The sequence below is a fragment of the Asanoa sp. NPDC049475 genome (genome assembly GCF_040676915.1).
Taxonomy (GTDB): Bacteria; Actinomycetota; Actinomycetes; order Mycobacteriales; family Micromonosporaceae; genus Asanoa.
This window is the reverse complement of sequence record NZ_JBFAPY010000009.1, coordinates 183,209-204,879: the sequence shown is the minus strand read 5'-3', so window position 1 is coordinate 204,879 and position 21,671 is coordinate 183,209. Positions and strand designations below refer to the sequence as shown.

Annotated in this window: 16 protein-coding genes and 1 tRNA gene; 9 read left to right on the top strand and 8 right to left on the bottom strand. The window is 70.8% G+C overall.

Annotated features, from left to right (window positions below):
* The first annotated feature begins 182 nt into the window (after positions 1 to 182).
* The 3 genes from AB0J88_RS32995 (at position 183) to AB0J88_RS32985 (ending at position 5,025) form a co-directional block, all read left to right on the top strand.
* Complete coding sequence (locus tag AB0J88_RS32995; RefSeq protein ID WP_364356987.1) at positions 183 to 2,954, top strand: AAA family ATPase; 2,772 nt, start codon at positions 183 to 185, stop codon at positions 2,952 to 2,954.
* A 109-nt stretch (positions 2,955 to 3,063) separates the two neighbouring features.
* Positions 3,064 to 4,143 (top strand): aldo/keto reductase, encoded by a 1,080-nt coding sequence (locus AB0J88_RS32990; RefSeq protein ID WP_364356990.1) that lies wholly within the window; start codon positions 3,064 to 3,066, stop codon positions 4,141 to 4,143.
* 21 nt (positions 4,144 to 4,164) lie between these two features.
* Positions 4,165 to 5,025: an MBL fold metallo-hydrolase gene (locus AB0J88_RS32985; protein ID WP_364356993.1), complete on the top strand. Its 861-nt coding sequence runs from the start codon at positions 4,165 to 4,167 to the stop codon at positions 5,023 to 5,025.
* Between the two features lie 383 nt (positions 5,026 to 5,408).
* On the opposite strand, the gene AB0J88_RS32980 is transcribed toward AB0J88_RS32985, so the two are convergent.
* A complete protein-coding gene (locus AB0J88_RS32980; protein WP_364356996.1) occupies positions 5,409 to 5,747 on the bottom strand; it encodes a DUF6225 family protein in 339 nt (112 codons plus the stop codon).
* Positions 5,748 to 6,004: 257 nt separating this feature from the next.
* Positions 6,005 to 6,292: a hypothetical protein gene (locus AB0J88_RS32975; RefSeq protein ID WP_364356999.1), complete on the bottom strand. Its 288-nt coding sequence runs from the start codon at positions 6,290 to 6,292 to the stop codon at positions 6,005 to 6,007.
* Positions 6,293 to 7,078: 786 nt separating this feature from the next.
* Here AB0J88_RS32975 and AB0J88_RS32970 point away from each other — a divergent pair.
* Positions 7,079 to 8,287 carry a right-handed parallel beta-helix repeat-containing protein gene (locus AB0J88_RS32970; RefSeq protein ID WP_364357002.1) on the top strand — a complete coding sequence of 403 codons (1,209 nt, stop codon included), beginning with the start codon at positions 7,079 to 7,081 and terminating at the stop codon, positions 8,285 to 8,287.
* A gap of 221 nt (positions 8,288 to 8,508) precedes the next feature.
* On the opposite strand, the gene AB0J88_RS32965 is transcribed toward AB0J88_RS32970, so the two are convergent.
* A tRNA-Pro gene (locus AB0J88_RS32965) sits at positions 8,509 to 8,582 on the bottom strand.
* Positions 8,583 to 8,687: 105 nt separating this feature from the next.
* On the opposite strand from AB0J88_RS32965, the gene AB0J88_RS32960 reads away from it, so the two are divergent.
* On the top strand, positions 8,688 to 9,584 hold the full coding sequence (locus tag AB0J88_RS32960; protein ID WP_364357005.1) for a cysteine synthase family protein: 897 nt from the start codon (positions 8,688 to 8,690) through the stop codon (positions 9,582 to 9,584).
* Here the strand turns inward: AB0J88_RS32960 and AB0J88_RS32955 are convergent.
* Together AB0J88_RS32955 and AB0J88_RS32950 are read right to left on the bottom strand one after the other, a co-directional pair.
* Entirely contained in the window at positions 9,553 to 10,836 is a 1,284-nt protein-coding gene (locus AB0J88_RS32955) for a serine hydrolase (RefSeq protein WP_364357008.1), read from the bottom strand. The two genes, AB0J88_RS32960 and AB0J88_RS32955, sit on opposite strands and share 32 nt — an antisense overlap.
* A gap of 87 nt (positions 10,837 to 10,923) precedes the next feature.
* Positions 10,924 to 12,126: an acyltransferase gene (locus AB0J88_RS32950; RefSeq protein ID WP_364357011.1), complete on the bottom strand. Its 1,203-nt coding sequence runs from the start codon at positions 12,124 to 12,126 to the stop codon at positions 10,924 to 10,926.
* Positions 12,127 to 12,322: 196 nt separating this feature from the next.
* Here AB0J88_RS32950 and rho point away from each other — a divergent pair, with 196 nt between their 5' ends.
* Complete coding sequence (gene rho, locus AB0J88_RS32945; protein WP_364738106.1) at positions 12,323 to 13,660, top strand: transcription termination factor Rho; 1,338 nt, start codon at positions 12,323 to 12,325, stop codon at positions 13,658 to 13,660.
* A 119-nt stretch (positions 13,661 to 13,779) separates the two neighbouring features.
* Positions 13,780 to 14,334 carry a hypothetical protein gene (locus AB0J88_RS32940; RefSeq protein ID WP_364357017.1) on the top strand — a complete coding sequence of 185 codons (555 nt, stop codon included), beginning with the start codon at positions 13,780 to 13,782 and terminating at the stop codon, positions 14,332 to 14,334.
* A gap of 55 nt (positions 14,335 to 14,389) precedes the next feature.
* On the opposite strand, the gene AB0J88_RS32935 is transcribed toward AB0J88_RS32940, so the two are convergent.
* Positions 14,390 to 15,493 carry an FAD-dependent oxidoreductase gene (locus AB0J88_RS32935; RefSeq protein ID WP_364357020.1) on the bottom strand — a complete coding sequence of 368 codons (1,104 nt, stop codon included), beginning with the start codon at positions 15,491 to 15,493 and terminating at the stop codon, positions 14,390 to 14,392.
* A gap of 108 nt (positions 15,494 to 15,601) precedes the next feature.
* Between AB0J88_RS32935 and AB0J88_RS32930 the strand changes: the two genes are divergently transcribed.
* The gene (locus AB0J88_RS32930) at positions 15,602 to 18,478 is read left to right on the top strand and encodes an EAL domain-containing protein (RefSeq protein ID WP_364357023.1); all 2,877 of its coding nucleotides are present in this window, start codon (positions 15,602 to 15,604) and stop codon (positions 18,476 to 18,478) included.
* Here the strand turns inward: AB0J88_RS32930 and AB0J88_RS32925 are convergent.
* Positions 18,475 to 18,816 carry a hypothetical protein gene (locus AB0J88_RS32925; protein WP_364357026.1) on the bottom strand — a complete coding sequence of 114 codons (342 nt, stop codon included), beginning with the start codon at positions 18,814 to 18,816 and terminating at the stop codon, positions 18,475 to 18,477. The genes AB0J88_RS32930 and AB0J88_RS32925 overlap by 4 nt on opposite strands.
* A 194-nt stretch (positions 18,817 to 19,010) precedes the next feature.
* Here AB0J88_RS32925 and AB0J88_RS32920 point away from each other — a divergent pair, with 194 nt between their 5' ends.
* A complete protein-coding gene (locus AB0J88_RS32920; protein WP_364357029.1) occupies positions 19,011 to 20,477 on the top strand; it encodes a von Willebrand factor type A domain-containing protein in 1,467 nt (488 codons plus the stop codon).
* Between the two features lie 89 nt (positions 20,478 to 20,566).
* On the opposite strand, the gene AB0J88_RS32915 is transcribed toward AB0J88_RS32920, so the two are convergent.
* Entirely contained in the window at positions 20,567 to 21,628 is a 1,062-nt protein-coding gene (locus AB0J88_RS32915) for a Gfo/Idh/MocA family oxidoreductase (RefSeq protein WP_364357032.1), read from the bottom strand.
* Positions 21,629 to 21,671: the final 43 nt, after the last annotated feature.

The window sequence follows — 21,671 nt, the reverse complement described above, 5'->3', positions numbered from 1 at the left end:
TCGAAGCGCTGGCGCTCCGCTCACGCAAGGCGAACTCCCCGACGGAAATCACCGACGAACTCCTGGTCGTCGCCACCCGCACGGCCGTCGACGTCGTGAGCCGAACGCTTACCGCCCCCGCTGGCAGTCCGGCGGATTAGGCTCGAACCACCTGCGAACCCCGCTCCACGGGAGATGTCCGGATGAATGCAGGACATGGGCTTCACGGTCGGCGCGCCGAGTGTGCGGTGCTCGACCAGCTCCTCGGCGAAGTACACGCCGGCCAGCACGTGGTGCTGGTGTTGCGCGGCGAGTCCGGTGAGGGCAAAACCGCGCTTCTCGACTATCTGGGCGACAAGGGCGCGGACGCGCGGATCATCCGGGTCACCGGCGTACAGTCCGAAATGGAGCTTGCCTACGCCGGTCTGCAACAGGTCTGCGTCACCATGCTCGACCAGGTCGACGCGCTGCCGGCGCCGCAGCGCGACGCGCTGCGGGTCGCGTTCGGGCTCGTCGACGGGCCCGCGCCCGACCGGTTCCTGGTCGGGCTCGCGGTGCTCACCCTGCTCTCCGAGACCGCCGGCAGCCGCCCGCTGATCTGCCTGATCGACGACGTCCAGTGGCTCGACCGCGCCTCGGTGCAGGCTCTGGCGTTCGTGGCGCGGCGGCTGGGCGCCGACCCGATGGCTCTCGTGTTCGCGCAGCTCGAGCCGAGTGACGACCATGAGCTGGAGGGGCTGCCGGAGCTGGTCGTGACCGGTATCGACGACCAGAACGCCCGCGACCTGCTCGCCTCCGTGGCGCCGGCGTTGCGCGACGAGCGACTGCGCAGCCGCATCCTCGCCGAGGCCCGGGGCAACCCGCTGGCCCTGCTCGAACTGCCCGCCGAGCTGTCCGCCACGGAGCTCGGTGGCTGGTACGGCTCGTCGAAGACCTGGCAGACCGAGAGCCGGACCATCCGGATCGAGCGGGCGTACGTGCGGCGCGTGCGGGCGCTGCCCGCACCGACCCAGCAGTTCCTGCTGCTGGCCGCCGTCGAACCCGTCGGCGACCCGACCGTGTTGTGGCGGGCCGCCGAGGCGCTGGGTCTCGGCGAAGACGTCGCGGCGCCCGCCGAGGCCGCTGGGCTGATCACCCTGGCGACCCGGGTACGGTTTGCCCACCCGCTGGTGCGGTCCGCCGTGCACCGGTCCGCCGACCGTCCGGACATCCAGCGGGCCCACCGAGCGCTGGCCGACGCGACCGACCCGCGGACCGATCCGGACCGGCGGGCGTGGCACCTCGCGGCCGCGGCGACCGCGCCGGACGAGGCGTTGGCGGGCGAGCTCGAGCAGTCCGCCAACCGGGCGCGGGCCCGGGGCGGGGCCGCCGCCGCGGCCGCGTTCCTGCGGCGGGCCACCGAGCTGACGCCGGATCCCGGCCTGCGTGGCCGGCGCGCGCTGGACGCGGCCCAGGCGGCGTTGGCGGCCGGCGCGGTCGACGCCGCCGACGAGCTGTTCGCCGCGGCCGAGCTGGCCGGCCTCGACAGCCTGCAGACGGCCCGCCTCGAACGACTGCGCGCCAAGGTCGTGTTCGCCCGCAGCCGGGGCACGGAGGCGCCCGTCCTCCTGCTCGACGCGGCCCGCCGGTTGACCCCGCTGGACGTGCCGCTGGCCCGGGAGACCTATCTCGAGGCGCTGCTCGCGGCGGTCTTCGCCGGCGCGGGGCGGCTCGAGCCCGACCAGGGCATGCGTTCCGTCGCCGAGGCGGCTCGCGCCGCGCCGGCCATCCCCGGCTCGCGCAATCCGGTGGACCTCCTGCTCGACGGGCTGTCGGCCCAGTTCATCCAGGGGTACGCGGCCGGGGCGCGGACGTTGCGGCGGGCGGTCGAGGCTATCCGGTCCAGCGACGGTCTCACGCTGGTCTGCCTGACGGCCACACTCGTCGCGGCGGAGCTGTGGGATGGGCCGGCCTGGCTCGACCTGTTGGGCCGCAACGTGCGCGGCGCCCGTGAGACCGGCACGCTGAACCTGCTGCCGCTGGCCCTCGACTACCTCGGCAGCTTCCATATCCAGGCCGGTGACTTCGTCGCCGCGACGGCCACGACCGAGGAGGCGGCCGCGCTCAACTCAGCCCTGCACGTCATGCCGCCGCCGTACACCCCGATCATGTTGGCGGCCTGGCGCGGCGACCAGCCCGGCGCGGGGAAGGTCATCGAGGCCAGCATCCAGGACGCGTTCCCGCGCGGGGAGGGCAGCGCCCTCGTGCTGACGGAGTACGCGGCCGCGGTGCTCAACAACGGTCTCGGCCGGTACGCGACGGCGCTGGCGGCGGCCCAGCGGGCGACCAGCGGCGACCAGCTGGTGGCCAAGTCATGGGCGTTGCCCGAGCTGGTGGAGGCGGCCGCGCGGCTCGATCGGTGGGACGTCGGCCAGGCGGCGCTGCGGGAGCTGACCGAGCGGACCCGGGCCAGCGGGACGCCGTGGGCGCTGGGCACGGAGGCCTGCGCGCGCGCGTTGCTGAGCCACGGCCCGGACGCCGAGGACCTCTACCGCACGGCGATCGACCGGCTCGAGGAATGCCACATGAACGCCCACCTCGCCCGGGCCCACCTGGTCTACGGCGAGTGGCTGCGCCGCTGTAACCGGCGCGCCGAGGCCAGGGGCCAGCTGCGCCGCGCGCACGACATGCTGTCCCACATGGGCGCCGAGGCGTTCGCCGAACGGGCCCGCAACGAGCTGCGGGCGACCGGCGAGACCGTGCGCCGGCGCACCTCCGACACCACACTGGATCTCACGCCACAGGAGTCGCTGATCGCGTCGCTGGCCCGCGACGGGCGCACCAACCAGGAGATCGGCGCCGAGCTGTTCATCAGTCCCCGAACGGTCGAGTGGCACCTGCGCAAGATCTTCGCCAAGCTCGCCATCGGGTCGCGCCGGGAGCTGCGGGACGCCCCGCTGGACGGGGGAATGGTCGCCGCGTCGGCGGCGAAATAGCCCCCGCCGGCGTGTTCATGCCGCCATCCTGCCGACGTTGGCAGGATCGGGCAACGCGCTGGCAGCATCGATCTACCCGGCGCCGGCGCCGGAGGTGTGGACTCGGCACATGCCACTCGACAGTTTCGTCACGCTGGGCCGCTCCGGCCTGCGAATCAGCCCGTACACGCTGGGTGCGATGACCTTCGGTGAGGACCACGGCTGGGGAGCCCCGGTCGCCGAGTCCGAGGCGATGATCTCCGAGTACCTGGAACGTGGCGGCAACTCGATCGACACCGCCAACATCTATACCAACGGACACTCCGAGAAGATCATCGGTGACTTCCTGGCCGCTCGGCCCGGGCTGCGGGAGCGGATCGTTCTCGGCTCGAAGTTCTTCGGCAACCTGTTCCCCGGCGACCCGAACGGCGGCGGCGCCGGGCGCAAGGCCGTGGTCGCCCAGGCCGAGGAGTCGCTGCGCCGGCTGGGCACCGACTACCTGGACATCTACTGGTTGCACAACTGGGATCGTGGGGTCCCGATCGACGAGACGCTGCGCGCTCTCGACGACCTGGTCACGGCCGGCAAGATCCGATACGTGGGGCTGTCCGACCTGCCCGCTTGGAAGGCGGCAGAGGCGCAGGTCGTCGCGCACTTCCGCGGGTGGACGCCGGCGATCGGGATGCAGCTCGAGTACTCGCTGCTGGAACGCACCAGCGAGGGCGAACTGATCCCCATGGCGGCCGAGCACGGGTTGGGAGTGCTGCCGTGGAGTCCGCTCAAGAGCGGCTGGCTCTCCGGGAAGTTCGCCCGCGGCACCGACACCGTCGACACGCTGCGCGGCGGCCTGATCGGTGGTCCCGGGGAGCAGGACTGGCGGGTCATCGACGTACTGCACGAGGTCGCCGCAGAGGCGGCGCTGACTCCCGCCGCCGCGGCGCTCGCCTGGGTCGCGGCCCGCCCCGGCGTGACCTCCGTGCTGATCGGGGCGCGGCGCCTGGACCAGCTCAAGGCCAATCTGGACGCGGTCGACGTAGAGCTGCCGGCGGAGCTGACGGAACGGCTCACTGAGGTCTCCGAGCCGGCCCTGAACTTCCCGGCCGTCAACAACCGCGACCTCGCGCCGGCTCTCGCCTTCGCCGGCGCGACAGTCGACGGTCGCCGTACCACCGTGCCGCTGATGCGCGGCGCCGGCAACGTTCGCTACTGACACCCGATAAGGGAGAAGACCATGCAGTACGCCGTGCACCACATCCGCAGGCCGGGCCTGACGCGGGACCTGCCGTTCGGCCCCGAGGATCTGTTCTGGGTCGTCAACACGGCCACCCTGATCTACGGCGAACACGACGCCGTGCTCGTCGACACCTACGCCACGGTGGACCAGAACCGGGCACTGGTCGACTGGGTGCGGTCGTTTGACCGCCGGCTCACGCACGTCTTCATCACCCACCCGCACGGCGACCACCAGTTCGGCGTCGGGCAGGTCCTCGAGGCCTTCCCCGGCGTACGGGCGGTGGCCACCAAGGAAACCGCCGCCGGATCGGTGGCCCAGGCCGGACCGGAGTCGGTTGAATCGTTCTGGGAGCGGTTGTTCCCCGGCCAGATCCCGCAGCCGCTGCCGACTCCCGAACCGCTGGACGGCACCACCATCGAACTGGAGGGACACGAACTGCGGGCGATCGAGACCGGCTTCACCGACACCGCCGGGTCCGCCGTCCTCTGGGTGCCCGACCTGCGGTTACTGGTCGCCGGCGACGTCGCGTACAACGACACCCACCAATACATGGCGGAGACCACCACGGCGACCCGGGCCGAGTGGGCGGCGACCGCCGAAGGGCTGCGCGGACTGAACCCCGCCGCGGTGGTCGCCGGCCACACGAACCCGGACCGGCCGGACGACCCGGCCATCCTCGCCGAGACCGCGGCGTACCTGCGAGACTTCAACGCCCTCGACGCCACCACCGGTACCGCCGAGGAGTTGTACGGCGCGATGCTCGAACGGTACCCGCGGCGCGCCAACCCCGGCTCACTCTGGGGTGGCGCCAAGCGGGCAAAGCAGCGCGGCAATCGGACTCTCCCCGGGCGCACTTAATGCCGATGGGTGTGCACAGTGCCGTCCGTCAGCAGAAATCGTCGGCGTGGTCCACGGCCCACTGCGCGAAGGTCCGCGCCGGGCGGCCGGTGACGTCCTCGATGGTCGTGGAGACCGGGGGGGTGCCGTGTCCTCGCAGCGCTCGGCGCGCTCGGCGTCGCCAGCATCAACCAGGCGTACGCCAAGACGGGCGCCGAAGACGCGGTCCGGTTCGTCGAACCGATCAGCCGAGACGGACCCGGCTGGCGCGCCGTGGTCGACCTCCCACTCGGCACCACCGTCGACCAGGTCGCCGACCGACGCAAGGAACGTGCCTCCGCACTCGGCCGCCCGCTCGGCTGCGTCTGGCCTGAGGGGCAATCTCGACGTCCACCCCGGCCGCCCTACTCGGCATCACCTAACGGCCTTGCCGGGGCTCTAGCCTCGCCGGTAGGACCAAAGCCAGTCCCCATATACCAGTCTGAGGAGTAGTCCACCCTGATGACGAGGTCGCCCGTGGAAAAGTCGTCCTCGTCGTCCACATCGGCGCCCGTAACCACGAACTGGTCGTTGCCCCACGGATCGAGGTTCAGCGTGCTTGGCCCGTCGGACACCTCCACCCGCAGTGTCAGCTCCGCCGGAAGGCCCTGCAAGGCCTCGCGAAGCTGGCCCACGGTCCACCGTTGGACGTCATGTCGGTAGCGTCCACCGGAATCCGAACCTGACACGAGCCGACGATACATCGTCGATCTCCACCAGTCTCCGCAGAGCTTTTGTGAGCGCCCGCTGCAGACTTCGGACCACTACTGAGTCGTCAGCGGGCCTCACAGCATCCGGACTTTGCCGGGGCCCTGGCTGGCACCCTTCCGGCAACGCACCTGCGCGATGTGCCCAGGCCGGCGCCGTCCAGCGTGTCTGGCGACGGCATCGTCCGGCCCCAAAGCTCTCCTCGCGCCGCTGAGCGTCGGGGACAGGCCGTTCCTGTTTCATCAGCGCTGGGTCAGGAAGCCGGTGATCCATCGCACCAGCCCGAGGGCGTCGACGGCAGGTCATGCGTCGTAACGAACGCTGTCAGACGCGAACGGTCCCAACTTGCCCAGGAGCGTGGTGTCGATGTGGTGAACGCACGACCGACCAGGCACGGATCATCGGCCGCTTCCGCGGCGTCGCACTCGCTGGCGAGGTAGCGGGCGAGCTGGGCGGTGGCGAGCAGGTAGTTGGCGCGGATGGTCTCCGGATGGTTGGCCGCGCGCAGGGTGCGGTCCCAGTCGCGCAGGTAGCCGGTCAAGGTGGGGGAGAGGCCTTCGCAGATCTTACGGATGTCGATGGTGGGCGTTTTCGAAACGCTCCGAGTCAAGGGGTCCAACAGCGGCGTGCCAGACCTGACATCGATGACTGGCCTGCGGAAACCCTCACGCTGTCGGGACGGCGGGATTCGAACCCACGACCCCCTTGACCCCCAGCTCTTGGATGGGGGGCGGCGTACTCGGCAACGTTCGCCCAGTCGTGTGGAGCGTATACCTGGCGAGTAAAGGAGTCGTCGTGAAGCGTTCGATGTCGACGCCGAGGCCGGCTATCGGGGTAGCTCTCGCGACGCAGGTCGGACCTGCGGTAGGTCACGCAAAGCACGGGAACGCCTTGCAACGGATTGATGATCTGGGCGTTGGTGAGGCTGACGCCGACCGTCAGGGCCAGCGCTGCGCGCCTGGCAACCCGGCCACTCGTGTTGTGGTTGCAGGGATCCGTGTAGACGACGACACGCACGGCCCGCACGGTCGCGCCGGGCCGCCGACTGGCTGAGACCCCGAGTTCGTGTGGCACGTAGCTGCGTAGCCACCAGGTCAGGATCTCGTGGCATCGACGGCGTCCCATGCATTGGCGGTTCGGGGTCAGCGTCCGCGACCGGTGGCCCGCCGGGCTGGCCCAGGCCCGTCCTCCGCTCGCGGTCGGTGGCGGGTCAGCATGCGGCGCCTATGAGGTCTTTCGCCTGTTTCACCACGAACATGAACTTTCCACCCTATCGTAACGTTTCCAAGCTAAGCCACAGTGGCGCCCTGGCGCCGAGGAGATGGTTATGAAGAGGACGATTCTGGTCGCCGCGTGCGTGGCCATGGCAACGGCGTTCGCAGCAGTGCCCGGCCAGGCGGCGGCGACCGTGCGCGTTGTGGATGACAACGGGGCGCAGTGTCCAGGTGCGCCCTTCACGACGATCCAGTCAGCGATTACCGCAGCCTCGCCCGGAGACACGATCAGGGTCTGTGCCGGAACGTACAACGAGGTCGTCACCGTGAACAAGGCGAACCTGCGGTTGGTCGGACCGGCGACCGCCCCCTTGGGAACATCGTGCCGGAACGCCGGAGCCCCTAATCCGTCCAGACAGGCGATCATTCAGTCCACGGGCGGTTCAGGCACCGTCCGCCTGCAGGAGAACGGCATCAGGTTCTCCGGATTCACCGTTCAGAACAACACCGCCAGTTATGGCATCGTGACCAGTGCGGCACACTCTGGCCACCAGATCCGGCAAAACATGATCCAGGACAATGTACTCGGGGTCTACTTCAACGCCAGTGGGGCGCAACTCTCCGAGGTCGAACAGAACTGTATACGTCGGAACAACGCACCTGGTTCCGCAAGCGGTAACGGAATCTACTCGGACGCGGGCTTGAAGAACGCGGACATCGAAACAAACACCTTCTCCTTCAACGAAAACTCTGGTGTCCTCCTGGACGCGGTGGCGGCCGGCGGAGTCGCCAATGTCCGCGTGAACGCGAACACCTCGTTGGAGGACCGGGCCTTCGCGTTCATCTTCAAGTCCACCAATGTCGCCGTGCGGAGTAACGTCATCCGGGACAACGTTGACGCCCCCGGGATCTTCCTTGGCGATGGCAACACGAACGTGCAGATCGTCTCCAATGTCATTCAGAGGGGTTTCCTGGGCGTGCGGGCCAACGCTTTTGGCCTTTCGCCCAACGTGAACGTCACGATTTCCGGCAACGTCATCAGCAATTCCGAGTCGAGCGCCGTCGGTCACGGCATCAGCGTTGCACCGAACTCCCTCGCGAACTCCACCATCTCTGCAAACGTCGTCACCGGCAACGCGGGCGACGGTATCCGCATCGATGCCGGGGGCAACGGGGGCAATCGCCTGGTCTCGAACGTCGCGCTCGGGAACGGCATGCGCGACTGCCGTGACAGCACCACCGGCTCGGGCACCGATGGCACGGCCAATACGTGGATCTTCAACATTGGTCCGAAGGCGACGCCTCCGGGCATCTGCCTCTAGCCTTGGGTGGTTCGTACCTGGCTCCGTGACGCTGAGGGTTCCTAAGCGCGCGCGGTCGCATGCCGGTCTTGTATGCGACCGCACGCGCCGAACTCATTGTCGAGGCAGGCTTTTCGCCAGCACGCCCGGCTGTTCACAGCGGCGCACTAGACACCACATCGACTCCGAGCTATGAAAAGAGAGCTCCCGCAACTCGCCGACCTGCGGAAACCCTAACGCTGTCGGGACGGCGGGATTCGAACCCACGACCCCTTGACCCCCAGTCAAGTGCGCTACCAAGCTGCGCCACGTCCCGTTGCCAATCGGGGTGTTGCGTCCCGCATGGCAGCCGCTACAGAGTAGCGCACGGGCGGGCCGCGTGTTCCGCGTGGTCCGTGGTGTCGAGGGGCTGGAGGGGTCGATGGGCGGTTTGGGGGCGATCGGGAACACTCCGCTGGTGGCGTTGGACCTCGGCGACGTGCCTGGCCAGGTCTGGGTCAAGGTCGAGGCGGCCAATCCGACCGGGTCGTACAAGGACCGGATGGCGCTCGCGATGATCGAGGCCGCCGAGCGGGACGGGCGCCTGCGGAAAGGGCAGACCGTCGTCGAGTACACCGGCGGCAGCACCGGCTCCTCGCTCGCCTTCGTGTGCGCGGTCAAGGGCTACCCGCTCAAGATCGTGTCCTCCGATGCCTTCGCCACCGAGAAGATCAGGACCATGCGGGCCTTCGGGGCCGAGGTCGAGTTGATCCACAGCCCCGGTGGGATCACCCCCGAGCTCATCCCGGCCATGGTCAGGAGGGCCGCGGAGATCGCCCGCGAGACCGGGGCCTTCTGGACCGACCAGTTCAACAACACCGACATGACCGACGGATACCGCAGGATGGGGGAGGAGATCCTCGAGCAGCTCGAGACCCTCGACGCTTTCTGCTCGTACGTCGGCACCGCCGGCGCCTTTCTCGGCGTCAGCCGCGCGCTCAGGAAGCGGTGGCTCCAGATGGAAAGAATCGCGGTCGAGCCCGCCGAGTCAGCCGTGCTCTCCGGCGGGCCGCCGGGGACCCACCACATCGAGGGCGGCGGCATCGGTCACTGGCCGCCGCAGCTCAGACCCGACGACGTCGACGAGGTGATCGCCATCCCTGACGCCGAGGCGTTCGCGACCGCCCGCCGAGCGGCCAGGCAGCACGGCATCTTCAGCGGCCCGTCCACCGGCGCCAGCCTGGCGGCGGCCGCCAAGGTAGCGGCCAGGAACCAGCGCGTCGTCACCGTCCAGGTGGACAGTGGACTCAAGTACCTGTCCGGACCGCTCTACGCCTGAACACGACCACCAGCGCCAGGCCGGAGACGACCAGCAAAGCGCCAAGCGCCGACAATGACACCACCGGTGCCCCGGTGATAGGCAACCCGCCGACCGGCGGCGGCGACTCGATGTAGTCGTAGACCGCCCGCGCCAACTCACGCACCGTCGCTGCCCCGAGCGACTCCGGCCCCGCGGTCAGGAAGGCGACCGCGATATCCGTACCCGGGATCAGGTAATAACCCACGTCGTGCGACACGTCGATCAGCTCTCCGGTCTTGTGCGCGACCGGAACCCCGGACGGCAGTGCCGCCGGGATCTTGCTGTTGAGCGTCTGCTCGAGCATGAAGCTCAACAGCAGATCCCGGTTGACCTGGCGCAGCACGTTGCCGGACCAGACCGCGCCCAGCAGGGAGACGACGTCGTCCGGCGAGGTGAAGTTCTCCGGCGGCGCCGGTGCGAGCATCTTGCGCGCCAGCACCGTCTCCGTCTGGTTCATCGAGTCGGCCAGCGCGTTGACCGGCCCGAACCCGCCGAGGTAGTCGATCAGCACATTCGTGGCCGTGTTGTCGCTGTACTTGATCGTGTACTGGGCCAGCCGGAACAGCGTCACGTACTGCGGGAACGTCTCGTGCTGGAGCTCGCCGGTGCCCCCGACGACGTCCGTCGGCAAGACCAGAACGGTGTCCGTGTACGCGGCCTGCCCGCAGTCGATGCGCCGCATGAGCTCGGTGATCACCCACAGCTTGATCAGGCTCGCCGCCTTCGGCCGGAACCGCCCGGCCACCGAGATCTGCTGCTCGCCGAACCGGCCCGACAGGTCACGCACCGACACGCCCGCCGTCACGGGCGCGGCGTCGACGATCGCCTGCAGCTTCGACGTCAGTGGGCGCAGCCGCCGACCCAGCGCCGGCGACACGGGCGGCTGCGGGCTGGTCACCGTCGGACCGCTCAACGACCGCCGGCCGATCTCCAGAAAACCGGTCGAGCGCCCGACCAACGGCACCCGGAAGCGATAAGCGGTCCCCTCGTACGTGATCCGCCCGCTCGCGAAACCCCCGGCGACCCGCATCGTCGGGTTGTAGACGCGCCCGGTGTCGACCGAGCACGACCGGTAACGGACCGTGCGCGAAGCCGCGTCGACCGAGAAGATCCCGTCACCGGCGGGCATCCAGACGAGGTCGGTGGGGCGGGACGAGGCGGACGCCGGCGTCCCCGGCAGCGGCGCGACCAGGGCGACCAGCACCATCAGCGCCGCGTACCAACGCGCCATTCCGACCCCCGAGAAAGCAACGACGCAACGTGTCAACAAGCACACGAAGAGTAGTTGAGGGTCCGGCAGGCACGCCGCAGAACCGGATCAATAAACCAGGACGAGGTACGCCGTGAAGGCCGCGGCGACGGCCACCGCGAAGGCCCGGTGTCGCCCGGTGACCACCGCCGCCGGCCGCTCGAACCGTCGCACCAGCACGACCAGCAGGCCGAGCGCCGCGGCCAGCACCGGGAACCAGCCGAGCCGCTCCGCGACCCACCGGCCCGACGACGGTGCGTCGGTCAGCCCGGCGAAGTCGCCGAGGTGGGCCGCGCCGGCGCTCACCGCGACCAGCGCCGTCTGGTGCCAGCAGAAGATGGTCATCGCGCACAGGTTGAGCACCGCGACGACCGTCCACAGCGCGTTGTGCCGGTGCAGCAGCCGGTCGAACCGCTCCCGCAGCAGGATCGCCGCCCCCGACTGCACCGCCGCGAGCGCCGGCACGAGCAGCGACGGCGGGTTCGAGTTCGAGCGGCCCGAGCCGGGCACGGTCACCATGCTCGCGGGATACCGGAGCACGACCACGAGGGTCGCGAACAGCGCGGCTCCGCCGAGCAGCAGCCGCCACGCGGTCGTCCGCGTGATCCCGCCGCGCGCCCACGCCACGCCGAGCTGATAGGTGAACATCCACGCGGGTACGACCGTCAGGTAGCCCGCCCAGTCCGGCACCACGTGCAGCCCGTAGCGTGCGACGTCGGTGACGGCGACCGCTCCGGCCAGTGGCAGCGCCGCCGCCCAGCCCCAGCGCCGGTCCAGCCACATCGCCACCGGGGTGAGCGCCGTCACGACGGCGTAGATGCCGATGAACCAGAACGGCTGCACGAGCAGCACCGCCCAGGTGCGCAGCGTCGCGGGTGCCGCGCCGGCCAGCGCGGCGATCGGGAGAGCGGCGCTGACCAGCGCGACGGCGGCCACCACCGGCCACGCCAGGCGCAGGAACCGCCGCCGGAGCCAGGCCTGGTCGCTCCCGCCGCCGGCGCGCCACCGGGTCAGCGAGGAGCCCGCCGCGTACCCGCCGACGAGGAAGAACACGCCGAGCATCTGGAGGATCCAGGTCATCGGCGCGAGCCAGGCGGCGGCCCGCAGCGGGCTGTCGACGACGAGCCCGCCGCCGGCACCCGGGCTGAGGCCGCCGACCAACCAATGTCCACACACGACACCGAGGATCGCCAGTGCCCGCAGGCCGTCTATGGCGCGTTCACGCGCGATCAGGGCGGGGGCGACCGGGGTGAGGGATACCGTCGCGGTCATGCTCTCGACGCTAGGTTCGGCGGCGCCGGGACTCGATCCAGCGGCCAACCGGATCCGTGGTGGTGCCAACCCCACCCGTAAGGGGATTTCCCCAGGTGCTTGCGGTGTGTAGTGGGGGCGCGCTACCGTTCAGCCAGGCTAAAGGCGATCCGCCCTCAGCCGTCGCGTTGTTTTCCGCAGCACGACACCCCCGTGGATGTGCGCAGCTTTCCTGCTGCCCCCCGGGAGGCCGTTCATGATCGAGGCGTCGCCCGATCGCTCTCGACCGCTCCCGACCTCGAACTCGTCGGGAACGACTACCTTTCACGAGGAGACGCGCGTGCGCGCTACCCCCAATGCTCCACAAGAGACGCCCGCTGGACTCGATCCCGTCGACGGGATCGTCGACCAGCGTGGCGAGCAGTACTTCCTGCGCACCCAGGGCTACGCGCCCGGACCGCAGGACGCCTATCTTCCGCCGCCGCTGGTCCGTCGGCTCGGGCTGCGTCCCGGCGACCGGATCGTCGGCACGCTGCGCGCCGGCGACGGTCAGGCCCCCAAGAAGTCTGGTGGCCGCCAGGGTCAGGGCAAGGCGCAGAGCAAACCGCAGGGCAACCGCCCCCGTCCGGTCGAGACCGTCGAGACCGTCAACGGCCGTGACCCGGAGCTCGCGCGCCGGCGGCCGGAGTTCTACGACCTGACCCCCGTGCACCCGCACGAGCGGCTCCGCCTGGAGACCGACCCGCGGCTGCTCACCACCCGGGTCATCGACCTCGTCATGCCGATCGGCAAGGGCCAGCGCGCGCTGATCGTGTCGCCGCCGAAGGCGGGCAAGACGATCGTGCTCAAGGCCGTCGCCCAGTCGGTCCTGCGGAACAACCCCGAGTGCCACGTGATGGTGCTGCTTATCGACGAGCGGCCCGAAGAGGTCACCGACCTGAAGCGCTCGGTCAAGGGCGAGATCATCGCTTCGCCGTTCGACCGCCCCGCCCAGGACCACACCGCCGTCGCGGAGCTCGCCGTCGAGCGGGCCAAGCGGCTCGTCGAGCTCGGCCGCGACGTCGTGATCGTGATGGACTCGCTGACCCGGCTCGGCCGCGCCTACAACAACACGGCCGGCGGCAACAGCCGTACGCTCTCCGGCGGTGTCGGCGCTTCCGCCCTCGCCCCGCCGAAGCGGCTGCTCGGCGCGGCCCGGGCGATCGACGGCGGCGGCTCGCTGACCATCATCGCGAGCGCGCTGGTCGACACGGGCTCGCGCGGCGACACGCTGATCTACGAGGAGTTCAAGGGCACCGGCAACGCCGAGCTCACCCTCGACCGGGCCAGCGCCGACGGACGGATCTTCCCCGCGGTCGATCTCAACGCCTCGGGTACGCGCAACGAGCACCTGCTGATGCAGCCGGACGAGCTCGCGGCCGTGCACCTGCTGCGCCGGGCGCTGGCCGGCCGGGAGACGGTGCAGGCGCTACCGCAGCTTCTCGACCAGCTCGCCCGGACCGGCAGCAACGCCGAGTTCCTCCTCCGCACCGCCGGCCACGCCCGCGTGGGCTGAGCTTGCGACGGGTCGGTATCAGGAGCGCAGGGCCTCGGCCCGTTCCACCGCTTGGCCGGTCTGGGCCTGCGTGCGGGTTCCGGCGCGGACCAGATTGACGTTCGCGTTGTCGTGATCGGGTGAGAGTCGATCCGCCGCTTCTGGAACGTGACGGCGGGGGCGAAATCCGCGCCGCGATGTCGGTATGCCACCCGGCTGCGGCGATGGAAAGAGAATTGATCGTGATGCCTGCCGCAGGTCACACTTCGGGTGTGCGGCGGTGTCTTGGCGATGGTTGGTCGATCGAACTGGCTGGTGTGTGGACGCCGGAGCGCACACACGACGGCGTCACCATGTGGCGTGCGGCCGGCCGCACGATGCGAGTCTCGCCGGGAGATCCATGGCGGTGCGCCGATGGGGCGGACATCGTCGCCTCGATCGAGGCCGAGCTGCCCCCGAATCCAGTCGGCAAGGTGGGTGAGGGCGGCCAGGACGGGGTCGGGCATCGTGCTGCCTGGCTCTACTGCCTAGGCGGCGATGTCGAATTCAACCTCTGCGGCTACAACTTCGCTGACGGAGCCTTCCTGGAGACGGTCTTCATCGGCGCCGACACGGCCGACCCGGGTTGGGCCTTCGCGGCTTGGCGTTCGGTTACTCGATCCGAAGAGCCATCGGGCAGCCTGCCGGCCGGGTAGTGAGCGACAACGGGGGAGCGGGTCGTGGGCGCCATCCGTACATAGCTCGGAGGGCCTATGCCAGCGATGGATACGCGCCTGCCAACGTCTCGGCCGCGCCCAGGTCGGCTGCGCCGGAAGCTGAGGCCAGCAGCGCCCGCAGTTCCCGCACCGCCGCCCGACCCGCGCGGTTGGCGCCGACCGTGCTCGCCGACGGGCCGTAGCCGACCAGGTGGATTCGCGGATCGGCGACCACCCGGGTGCCGTCCATGACGATGCCGCCGCCCTCGCCGCGTAGCCGCAGCGGTGCCAGGTGGTCGAGGGCCGCCCGCCAGCCGGTGGCCCAGAGGATCACGTCCGCGGCCTGTCGGGTGCCGTCGGCCCAGACCACGCCGTCCGGGACGATCCGCTCGAACATCGGCCGGCGGACCAGCACCCCGCGCTTGCGCGCCTCCGCCATCTGGGGCGTCCACGGCAGGTCGGTCACGCTGACCACGCTGCGCGGCGGCAGCCCCTCCTTGACCCGCGCCTCGACCTTGGCGATCACGGCTCGCCCGTACTCCTCGTCGAAAGGTCCCTCGCGGAACACCGGCGGGCGGCGGGTGACCCAGGTGGTGTGGGCGCCGGCTTCGGCCAGCTCCAGCAGAGTCTGCACGGCCGAGGTGCCGCCGCCGACGACCACGACCCGCCGGCCGGCGAACGCCTCGGGGCCGGGGTAGTCGACGGTGTGCAGCTGTCGGCCCCGGAACGTCTCCTGACCTGGGTAGACGGGCCAGAACGGCCGGGTCCAGGTGCCGGTGGCGTTGATCAGTCCGCGCGTACGCCAGACGCCGTGATCGGACTCGACGAGCAGCCGCCCGTCGTCGCCGGGGCGCACCGCGGACACCTTGACCGGCCGCCGCACGTCGAGCCCGAACCGCCGCTCGAAGGCCGCGAAGTAGGCGGGCACCGCGTCGGCGGCCCGCTCGTCCGGCGCGGGCGGGTCGAAGCGCATCCCGGGCAGGTCGAAGATCCCGTGTACGGTCGCCATCCGCAGGCTCGGCCAGCGGTGCTGCCAGGCACCGCCGGGACCCGGGTTGGCGTCCAGCACCACATGGCGCAGGCCGGAGCCGAGCAGGTGGTACGCGCTGGAGAGCCCGGCCTGCCCCGCTCCGATCACCACGACGTCGATATCCGGCACGTGTGAGGTAACGCCGCACCGCGCTCAAGGCATGCCGGACAGGGCGGATCTCACACCGGCCACCGGCGATCGACGGTTAAGACGGACAATCTCGGGCAAAGTGGTGGCGTGACGCTGACCCGGGTGTCGTACCTCGTGGCCATCATCCTGGTCGCCCCTGTGCTCTATCTCTTCTCCGGGACTCGAGTGGCGGCGGTCCTGGTCGCGGGCGTGTTCAGCGTCGGCATGGTCGTGCTGCGCATCACCCGCGGTCCGCCGCGGAACCGATCCGCGTGGATCTTGATAGCCGTCGCCGCGGCCTTCATGACGGTCGGCGACGCGATCTTCGCCGTCGCGACCACCGGGGTCATCGAGGCCGCGGAGTTCCCGGGGCGCACGGACCTGTTCTTCCTGCTCGCCTATTTCCCGCTCGCCCTGGGCGTGCTGCGGCTGGCCGGGCCGCCGGCCTACCGGTCGGCCCCGACGATCATCGACATCTGCCTCCTCAGCCTCGCGGGCTCGCTGCTCATCTGGATCACCGTGCTGCGACCGGCGCTGACCTCCGAGGCGGAGAGCACCTTCTCCGTCTCGGTCGCCATCGCCTCCTGCGTCGGTTACGTCGCGGTGCTCGCCTCCGCGATCGCGGCGCTGACGGCCTCGCGCGGCCGGCACAACGTGCTGGTGATCGCGATCGGTGTCGCCGCCTTCCTGGTCGCCAACCTGGTCTTCATCCGGGCGCGCGTGCTCGACTCCTGGGGCACCTCGGTGGCGGCCGGCTTCCTGCTGCTGGCCGGCGTCGTCGCGGCCGGCGTCGCGACGTTGTTCCCGGATCGGGAACCGCGCACGACCAGCCGCTCCCGCCGCGTCCTGCGCCCGACGACGCTGGTCACCATCGCGGCCGGGCTGCTCGTCGCCCCGACCGTGCTGCTCGTCGAGGCGACCACGGGCGGCGTGAACACCGCCACGGCCATCGGGGTGATCGCCGCGATCGAGGCTTGTCTCGTGCTCGCGCGCCTGGCCGTCTCCGTGGCCGAGAGTCGCCGGAAGGCCGCCCGGACCGCGATGAGCCGATCCGGGCTGCGCCGCCTCGCGCTCGCCGCCAGCGAGGACGAGATCCTCGCGGCGCTGCGCGACGCGCTGCACGGGATGCTGCCGGCGGGTGCGCGGTCGGATGTCCGGCTGGTCCGGGGGGACCCTGGTGGCGGCGCCGCGACCGAGGGCGAGCTCGTCTACCCGCTCGACAGCCGGCTGGCCGACGTCGTCGCCGAGGAGCGGGACGACGCTCCGCGCCGGACGGCGTACGTCATCGCACCCCCGCGCGACCTGGAGGACATCTACCCGTCGATCGTCACGCTGCTCGACCAGGCTGGCGTGGCACTCGCCCGGATCGACCTGGCCCGCCGGCTCAACGAGCAGGACCGGGAGCGGTTCTTCCAACGGATCGTCTCCTCGACCGAGGAGGTCATCCTGATCAGCCGGGGCGAGCGGATCGAGTACGTGAGCCCCTCGGCGGACCGGATGTTCGGGCGGGACGTACACGGAGAGCGCTTCGACGACCTGGTGCGGACTCCCAGGGGCGCGCGGCGCCGCTGGTCCGACGCCGAGAACGGGCGTGAGGCGCTGATCGAGCGTCCGCACGGCGCCGACGCGACGGTGCTGGTCTATCGCCGGAACCTCGACGACGACCCGACGATCCGCGGCGTGATCACCAACCTGCACGACGTCACGGCCGAACGGGAGCTGCGCCGGGACCTCGAGCACCGGGCCACCCACGACCCCCTCACCGGCCTCGCCAACGCGGCCTTGTTCAGGGAGTCGCTGCGGGCGGGCGTCGCGGGAGCGGTCCTGGTCGTCGACGTCGACGACTTCAAGATCGTCAACGACACGTTCGGCCATCACGTGGGCGACGAGCTGTTGGCGATCGTGGCCGCCCGGATCAACGCGAGCATCAGGGACGTCGACCTGGCGGCCCGCATCGGCGGTGACGAGTTCGCCGTGCTGCTGCGCGATGTCGACGCCCACACAGCGGTCGCCATCACCAGGAGTCTCTCGGACGCACTCGCCCAACCGGCAGCCGTGGCCGAGTCCATGGTCAACACGGGGTCGAGCATCGGGCTGGCGTTCGCGACCGCCGGCGACGACGACCACACGTTGCTGCGCAACGCGGACACCGCGCTGTACGCCGCGAAGGCGAGCGGCAAAGGACGCTGGCGCGAGTACTCGCCGGGGATGCCGGCCCCGAGCCGGCAGCGTCCCGAGGTCCGCAACCGGATGGCCGTGGCGCTGTCCAGCCGGCGGCTCACGCTCCACTACGAGCCTGTCGTCGACATCCAGTCGGGCCGGGCGGTCGGGTTCGAAGGGCTCCCGCGCATGGCCGACGGTGGCGCACCGATGTCGGCGACAGCGATCGCCCATGCCGCCGACGCGATCGGCCGCGCGTCCGAGCTCGGCGACTGGGTCCTGCGCCAGGCGCTGCACGACCTCCCGCGGCTGAACGCCGCCAACGGCGACGGCCGCTTCGTCGGAGTCAACGTCGTCGCACGACAGCTGCGGCTGCCCGACTTCGCCGACCGCGTGCGGGGCGCCATCGACGAGACCCGCGCGGACCCTCGCCACCTCGTGCTCGAGCTCGCGGATGTGGATCTGGGTGCGGACGCCGACCTGGCCTGGAGCCAACTGACCGAGCTCGGCGACGCCGGTGTCCGGGTGGCGATCGACGACTACGGCACGGGGAACGCGTCGCTGAGCCACCTGCGCCACCCGGCCATCGACATCCTCAAGCTCGACGCCTCGTTCCTGGCGGACTCCGGCTCAGCGCGGTCGCGGCGCCTGCTCGAAGCGGTCACGGGCGTGGCCACCGTGATGCGGCTGGAACAGGTGGCCCAGGGCGTGCGGGACGACGCGGGCCGCGTCATGCTGCGCGAGCTGGGCTGCGCGTACGCCCAGGGCCCGCTGTTCGCCGGCGCGCTGCCCGTCGACGCGGCGGCCGCCTGGTCCAGGTCCTAGAGCTTCTCGGCGCAGACGACCGTCCACGCGTTGGGGTTGAGCTCCCCGGCCTCGGCACAGGGGACCTCGCCGTAGGTGACCCGCTGGACCGGGCCGCCGGAGCTGCGGGTCAGCTCGATCACGCAGTCGCCGAAGACCAGCGGCGGGATGCCGTCACCCGGCCCGCTGCGCGGCACCGTGGTCTGGCTCGCGGTGGGCCGGGCCAGGATGCTCACGCCCGCGCCGGGTGTCAGGCCGATCTCGAGAGCCGGCACCGCCTCGTCCCCGCTGGCGGAACAGGCCACCAACGCGCCCAGGAACAGGCAGGCGGCGACGAGTATCGATGCGATTCGCCTCACGCGCCGCACGGTACCAAGGTCTGGCAATGGTCTCGGCGCGGACGCGTATCGGTCTCGGTGGCGATTCGCGGAGATTACGGAAGGACACGCCGCGATCACGGTTGTCGCGCTTAGGCAACGGCTCGGCCACGACGGGAGCGTGCCGTGCGCTTCGTCTGTCCAATGGAGAGGACCTGACGAGCGGGGAGGAACAGATGAAGCGCACGACGGTACGCCTCGCGGCGGTGCCGCTGGTCGCCTTGCTGGCGTTGAGCGGCTGCGGTGGTGACCTCGGCGGCGGCAGCTCGACCGGCCGCGAGGCGTCGGCACCGAACTACTCGGAGCGGGAGGAGGGCGGCGACCGCTCTCCCCTCGAGAATCCACAGTCGACGTTCGCGGTGGACGTCGACACCGCCTCCTACGGCTATGCCCGCCGTGTGATCCGCGACGGCAACCTGCCGGATCCGACGATGGTCCGGCCGGAGGAGTTCGTCAACTCGTTCGACCAGGACTATCCCGAGCCGCGTGGCGACGGCTTCGCGGTGTTCGCCGACGGCACCCGGCCGCCCGCGGCCCACCGCGCCGAGGGCGACGTGCGCATCATGCGGGTCGGTCTGCAGACCCGCTCGGAGACCGAGTTCCGCCGCCCGGACGCCTCGCTGACCTTCGTCGTCGACGTATCCGGCTCGATGGCCGAGCCCGGCCGGCTCGATCTGGTCCGCGACGCCCTCCAGACGCTGGTCGACCAACTCCGGCCGACCGACGCGGTGGCCATCGTGTCGTTCAGCGACAAGGCGCGGGTGCTGCGCGAGATGACCCGGGTGTCCGAGAAGGCCGACCTGCGCGCGGCGATCGACCGGCTGCGTCCCGAGGGGAGCACCAACCTCGGCGCGGGGCTCAAGCTCGGCTACCGGGTGGCCCGCGACGGGTTCCGGGAGGGCACGTCCAACCGGGTGATCGTGCTGTCCGACGGCCTGGCCAACACCGGCGACACCGAGGCCGACTCGATCCTGCGCCGGGTACGCGACGAGGCCGCCAAACAGATCGCCCTGCTCGGCGTGGGCGTCGGCAGCGACTACGGCGACGCGCTGATGGAGCAGCTCGCCGACGACGGTGACGGTTTCGCGGTCTACGTGAGCGAGCCGTCGCAGGCACGCGACGTGTTCGTCAACCGGCTGCCGGCAACCCTCGAGGTCCGCGCGCTCGACGCCAAGGTCCAGGTGACCTTCGACCCGAAGTCGGTCAAGGACTACCGGCTGATCGGCTACGAGAACCGCGCGGTGGCCGACGAGGACTTCCGCAACGACAAGGTCGACGGCGGCGAGGTCGGCCCGGGCCACAGCGTGACGGCGCTCTACGAGGTGCGCCTGGCCGGCGACCGTGACCTCGGCGCCGAGGTGGCCAGCGTCCGGGTGCGCTGGCTCGACCCGGACGACCGCACCCCGGCCGAGGCCTCCCACCGCGTCAGCGTGGCCGACCTCGACCGCGGCTTCGAGGAGGCGGCGCCCCGGCTGACCGTCGACTACGTGGCGGCTTACCTCGCCGAGACCCTGCGCGGCGGCGAGCCCGCGATCCCGCTGTCGGACCTGCGCCGCATCGCGGACCGCTCCGCCGACCGCACCTCGGACGCGGCGGTGAGCGAGCTCGCCGACCTGGTCGCGCGGGCCGAAGGGCTTCGCTAGACCTGGTCGCGCGGACCGAGGCCGAGCTGCGGCGGATCGCTCCGTCCGCAGCTCGGCCCTCGCGGTGGTCGGGCGCGCCGAGGGCTCCGTCAGAACGTGTCGAACGGCTCCGGGCGGGCGCAGGTCGTCTGCACCGCTAGTCGTTCGCCGCGTTCGGCCGCCGTGTGGATCGTCTCCATCGTGTCGAGCACGTGCAGGGCCAGCGCAGCCGAAGCCCGGTGGTCGCGGCCCGCTTCGATGGCCGCGACCATCTCGGCCACGCCGAGCCCTCGCGAGTTGGCCGACCACGGGGTGCGTAGCGGCTCCTCCCGCCAGTCGGCGTCGCCCGTGCCGCGGGCCAGCACCGGCCCGCCGAAGTTGTTCGGGTCGTGCACGACCAGCGTGCCGTCGCTGCCGTAGATCTCGATGCCGTGCGGGATCGTCGAGGCCGGCACGTCGAAGCTGAAGACCGCGGTCACGGTGGCCCCGCCCGAGAACTCGAGCACCGCGCTCACGTGAGTCGGCACCTCGACCGGGATCTCCCGGCCCTGGGGCGTGCGCCGGGTCGCCGAGCCGGAGGTGGCCACCGCGCTCACCGCGGCCACCGGCCCGAGCAGGTTGACCAGCGCGGTCAGGTAGTAAGGCCCCATGTCGAACAGCGGCCCGCCCCCGCGCTGGTAGTAGAAGTCGGGCTGAGGGTGCCACCGCTCGTGGCCGGGGGAGAGCATGAACACCGCCCCGGAGCGCGCCGTCCCGATGGCGCCCTCGTCGAGCAGCGCTCGGGCGGTCTGCAGGCCCGCGCCCAGGAAGGTGTCCGGCGCGCTGCCGACCCGCACGTCATGCGCGGCCGCCTCGGCCAGCAGCCGCTGCCCGTCGGCGGTGGTCAGCGCCAGCGGCTTCTCGGCGTAGACGTGCTTGCCCGCCCGGACGGCGGCCAGCCCCACCGCCACGTGGGCCGCCGGGATGGTGAGGTTGACCACAAGGTCGATGGAATCGTCGGCCAGCAGGTCGTCGACGCTGCCGGCGGACGGGATGCCGTGCTCCTCCGCGCTCTGCTTGGCCCGCTCGACGTCGAGGTCCGCGCAGCGTACAACCTCGGTTTGGGGCAGTTGGGGCAGGTTCTGGAAGTAGATTCCGCTGATCTTGCCGCACCCGATCACACCGATACGCATGCGGCGGATGGTAGTCGCGGGCACCGACACTTCCAGAGTCCTA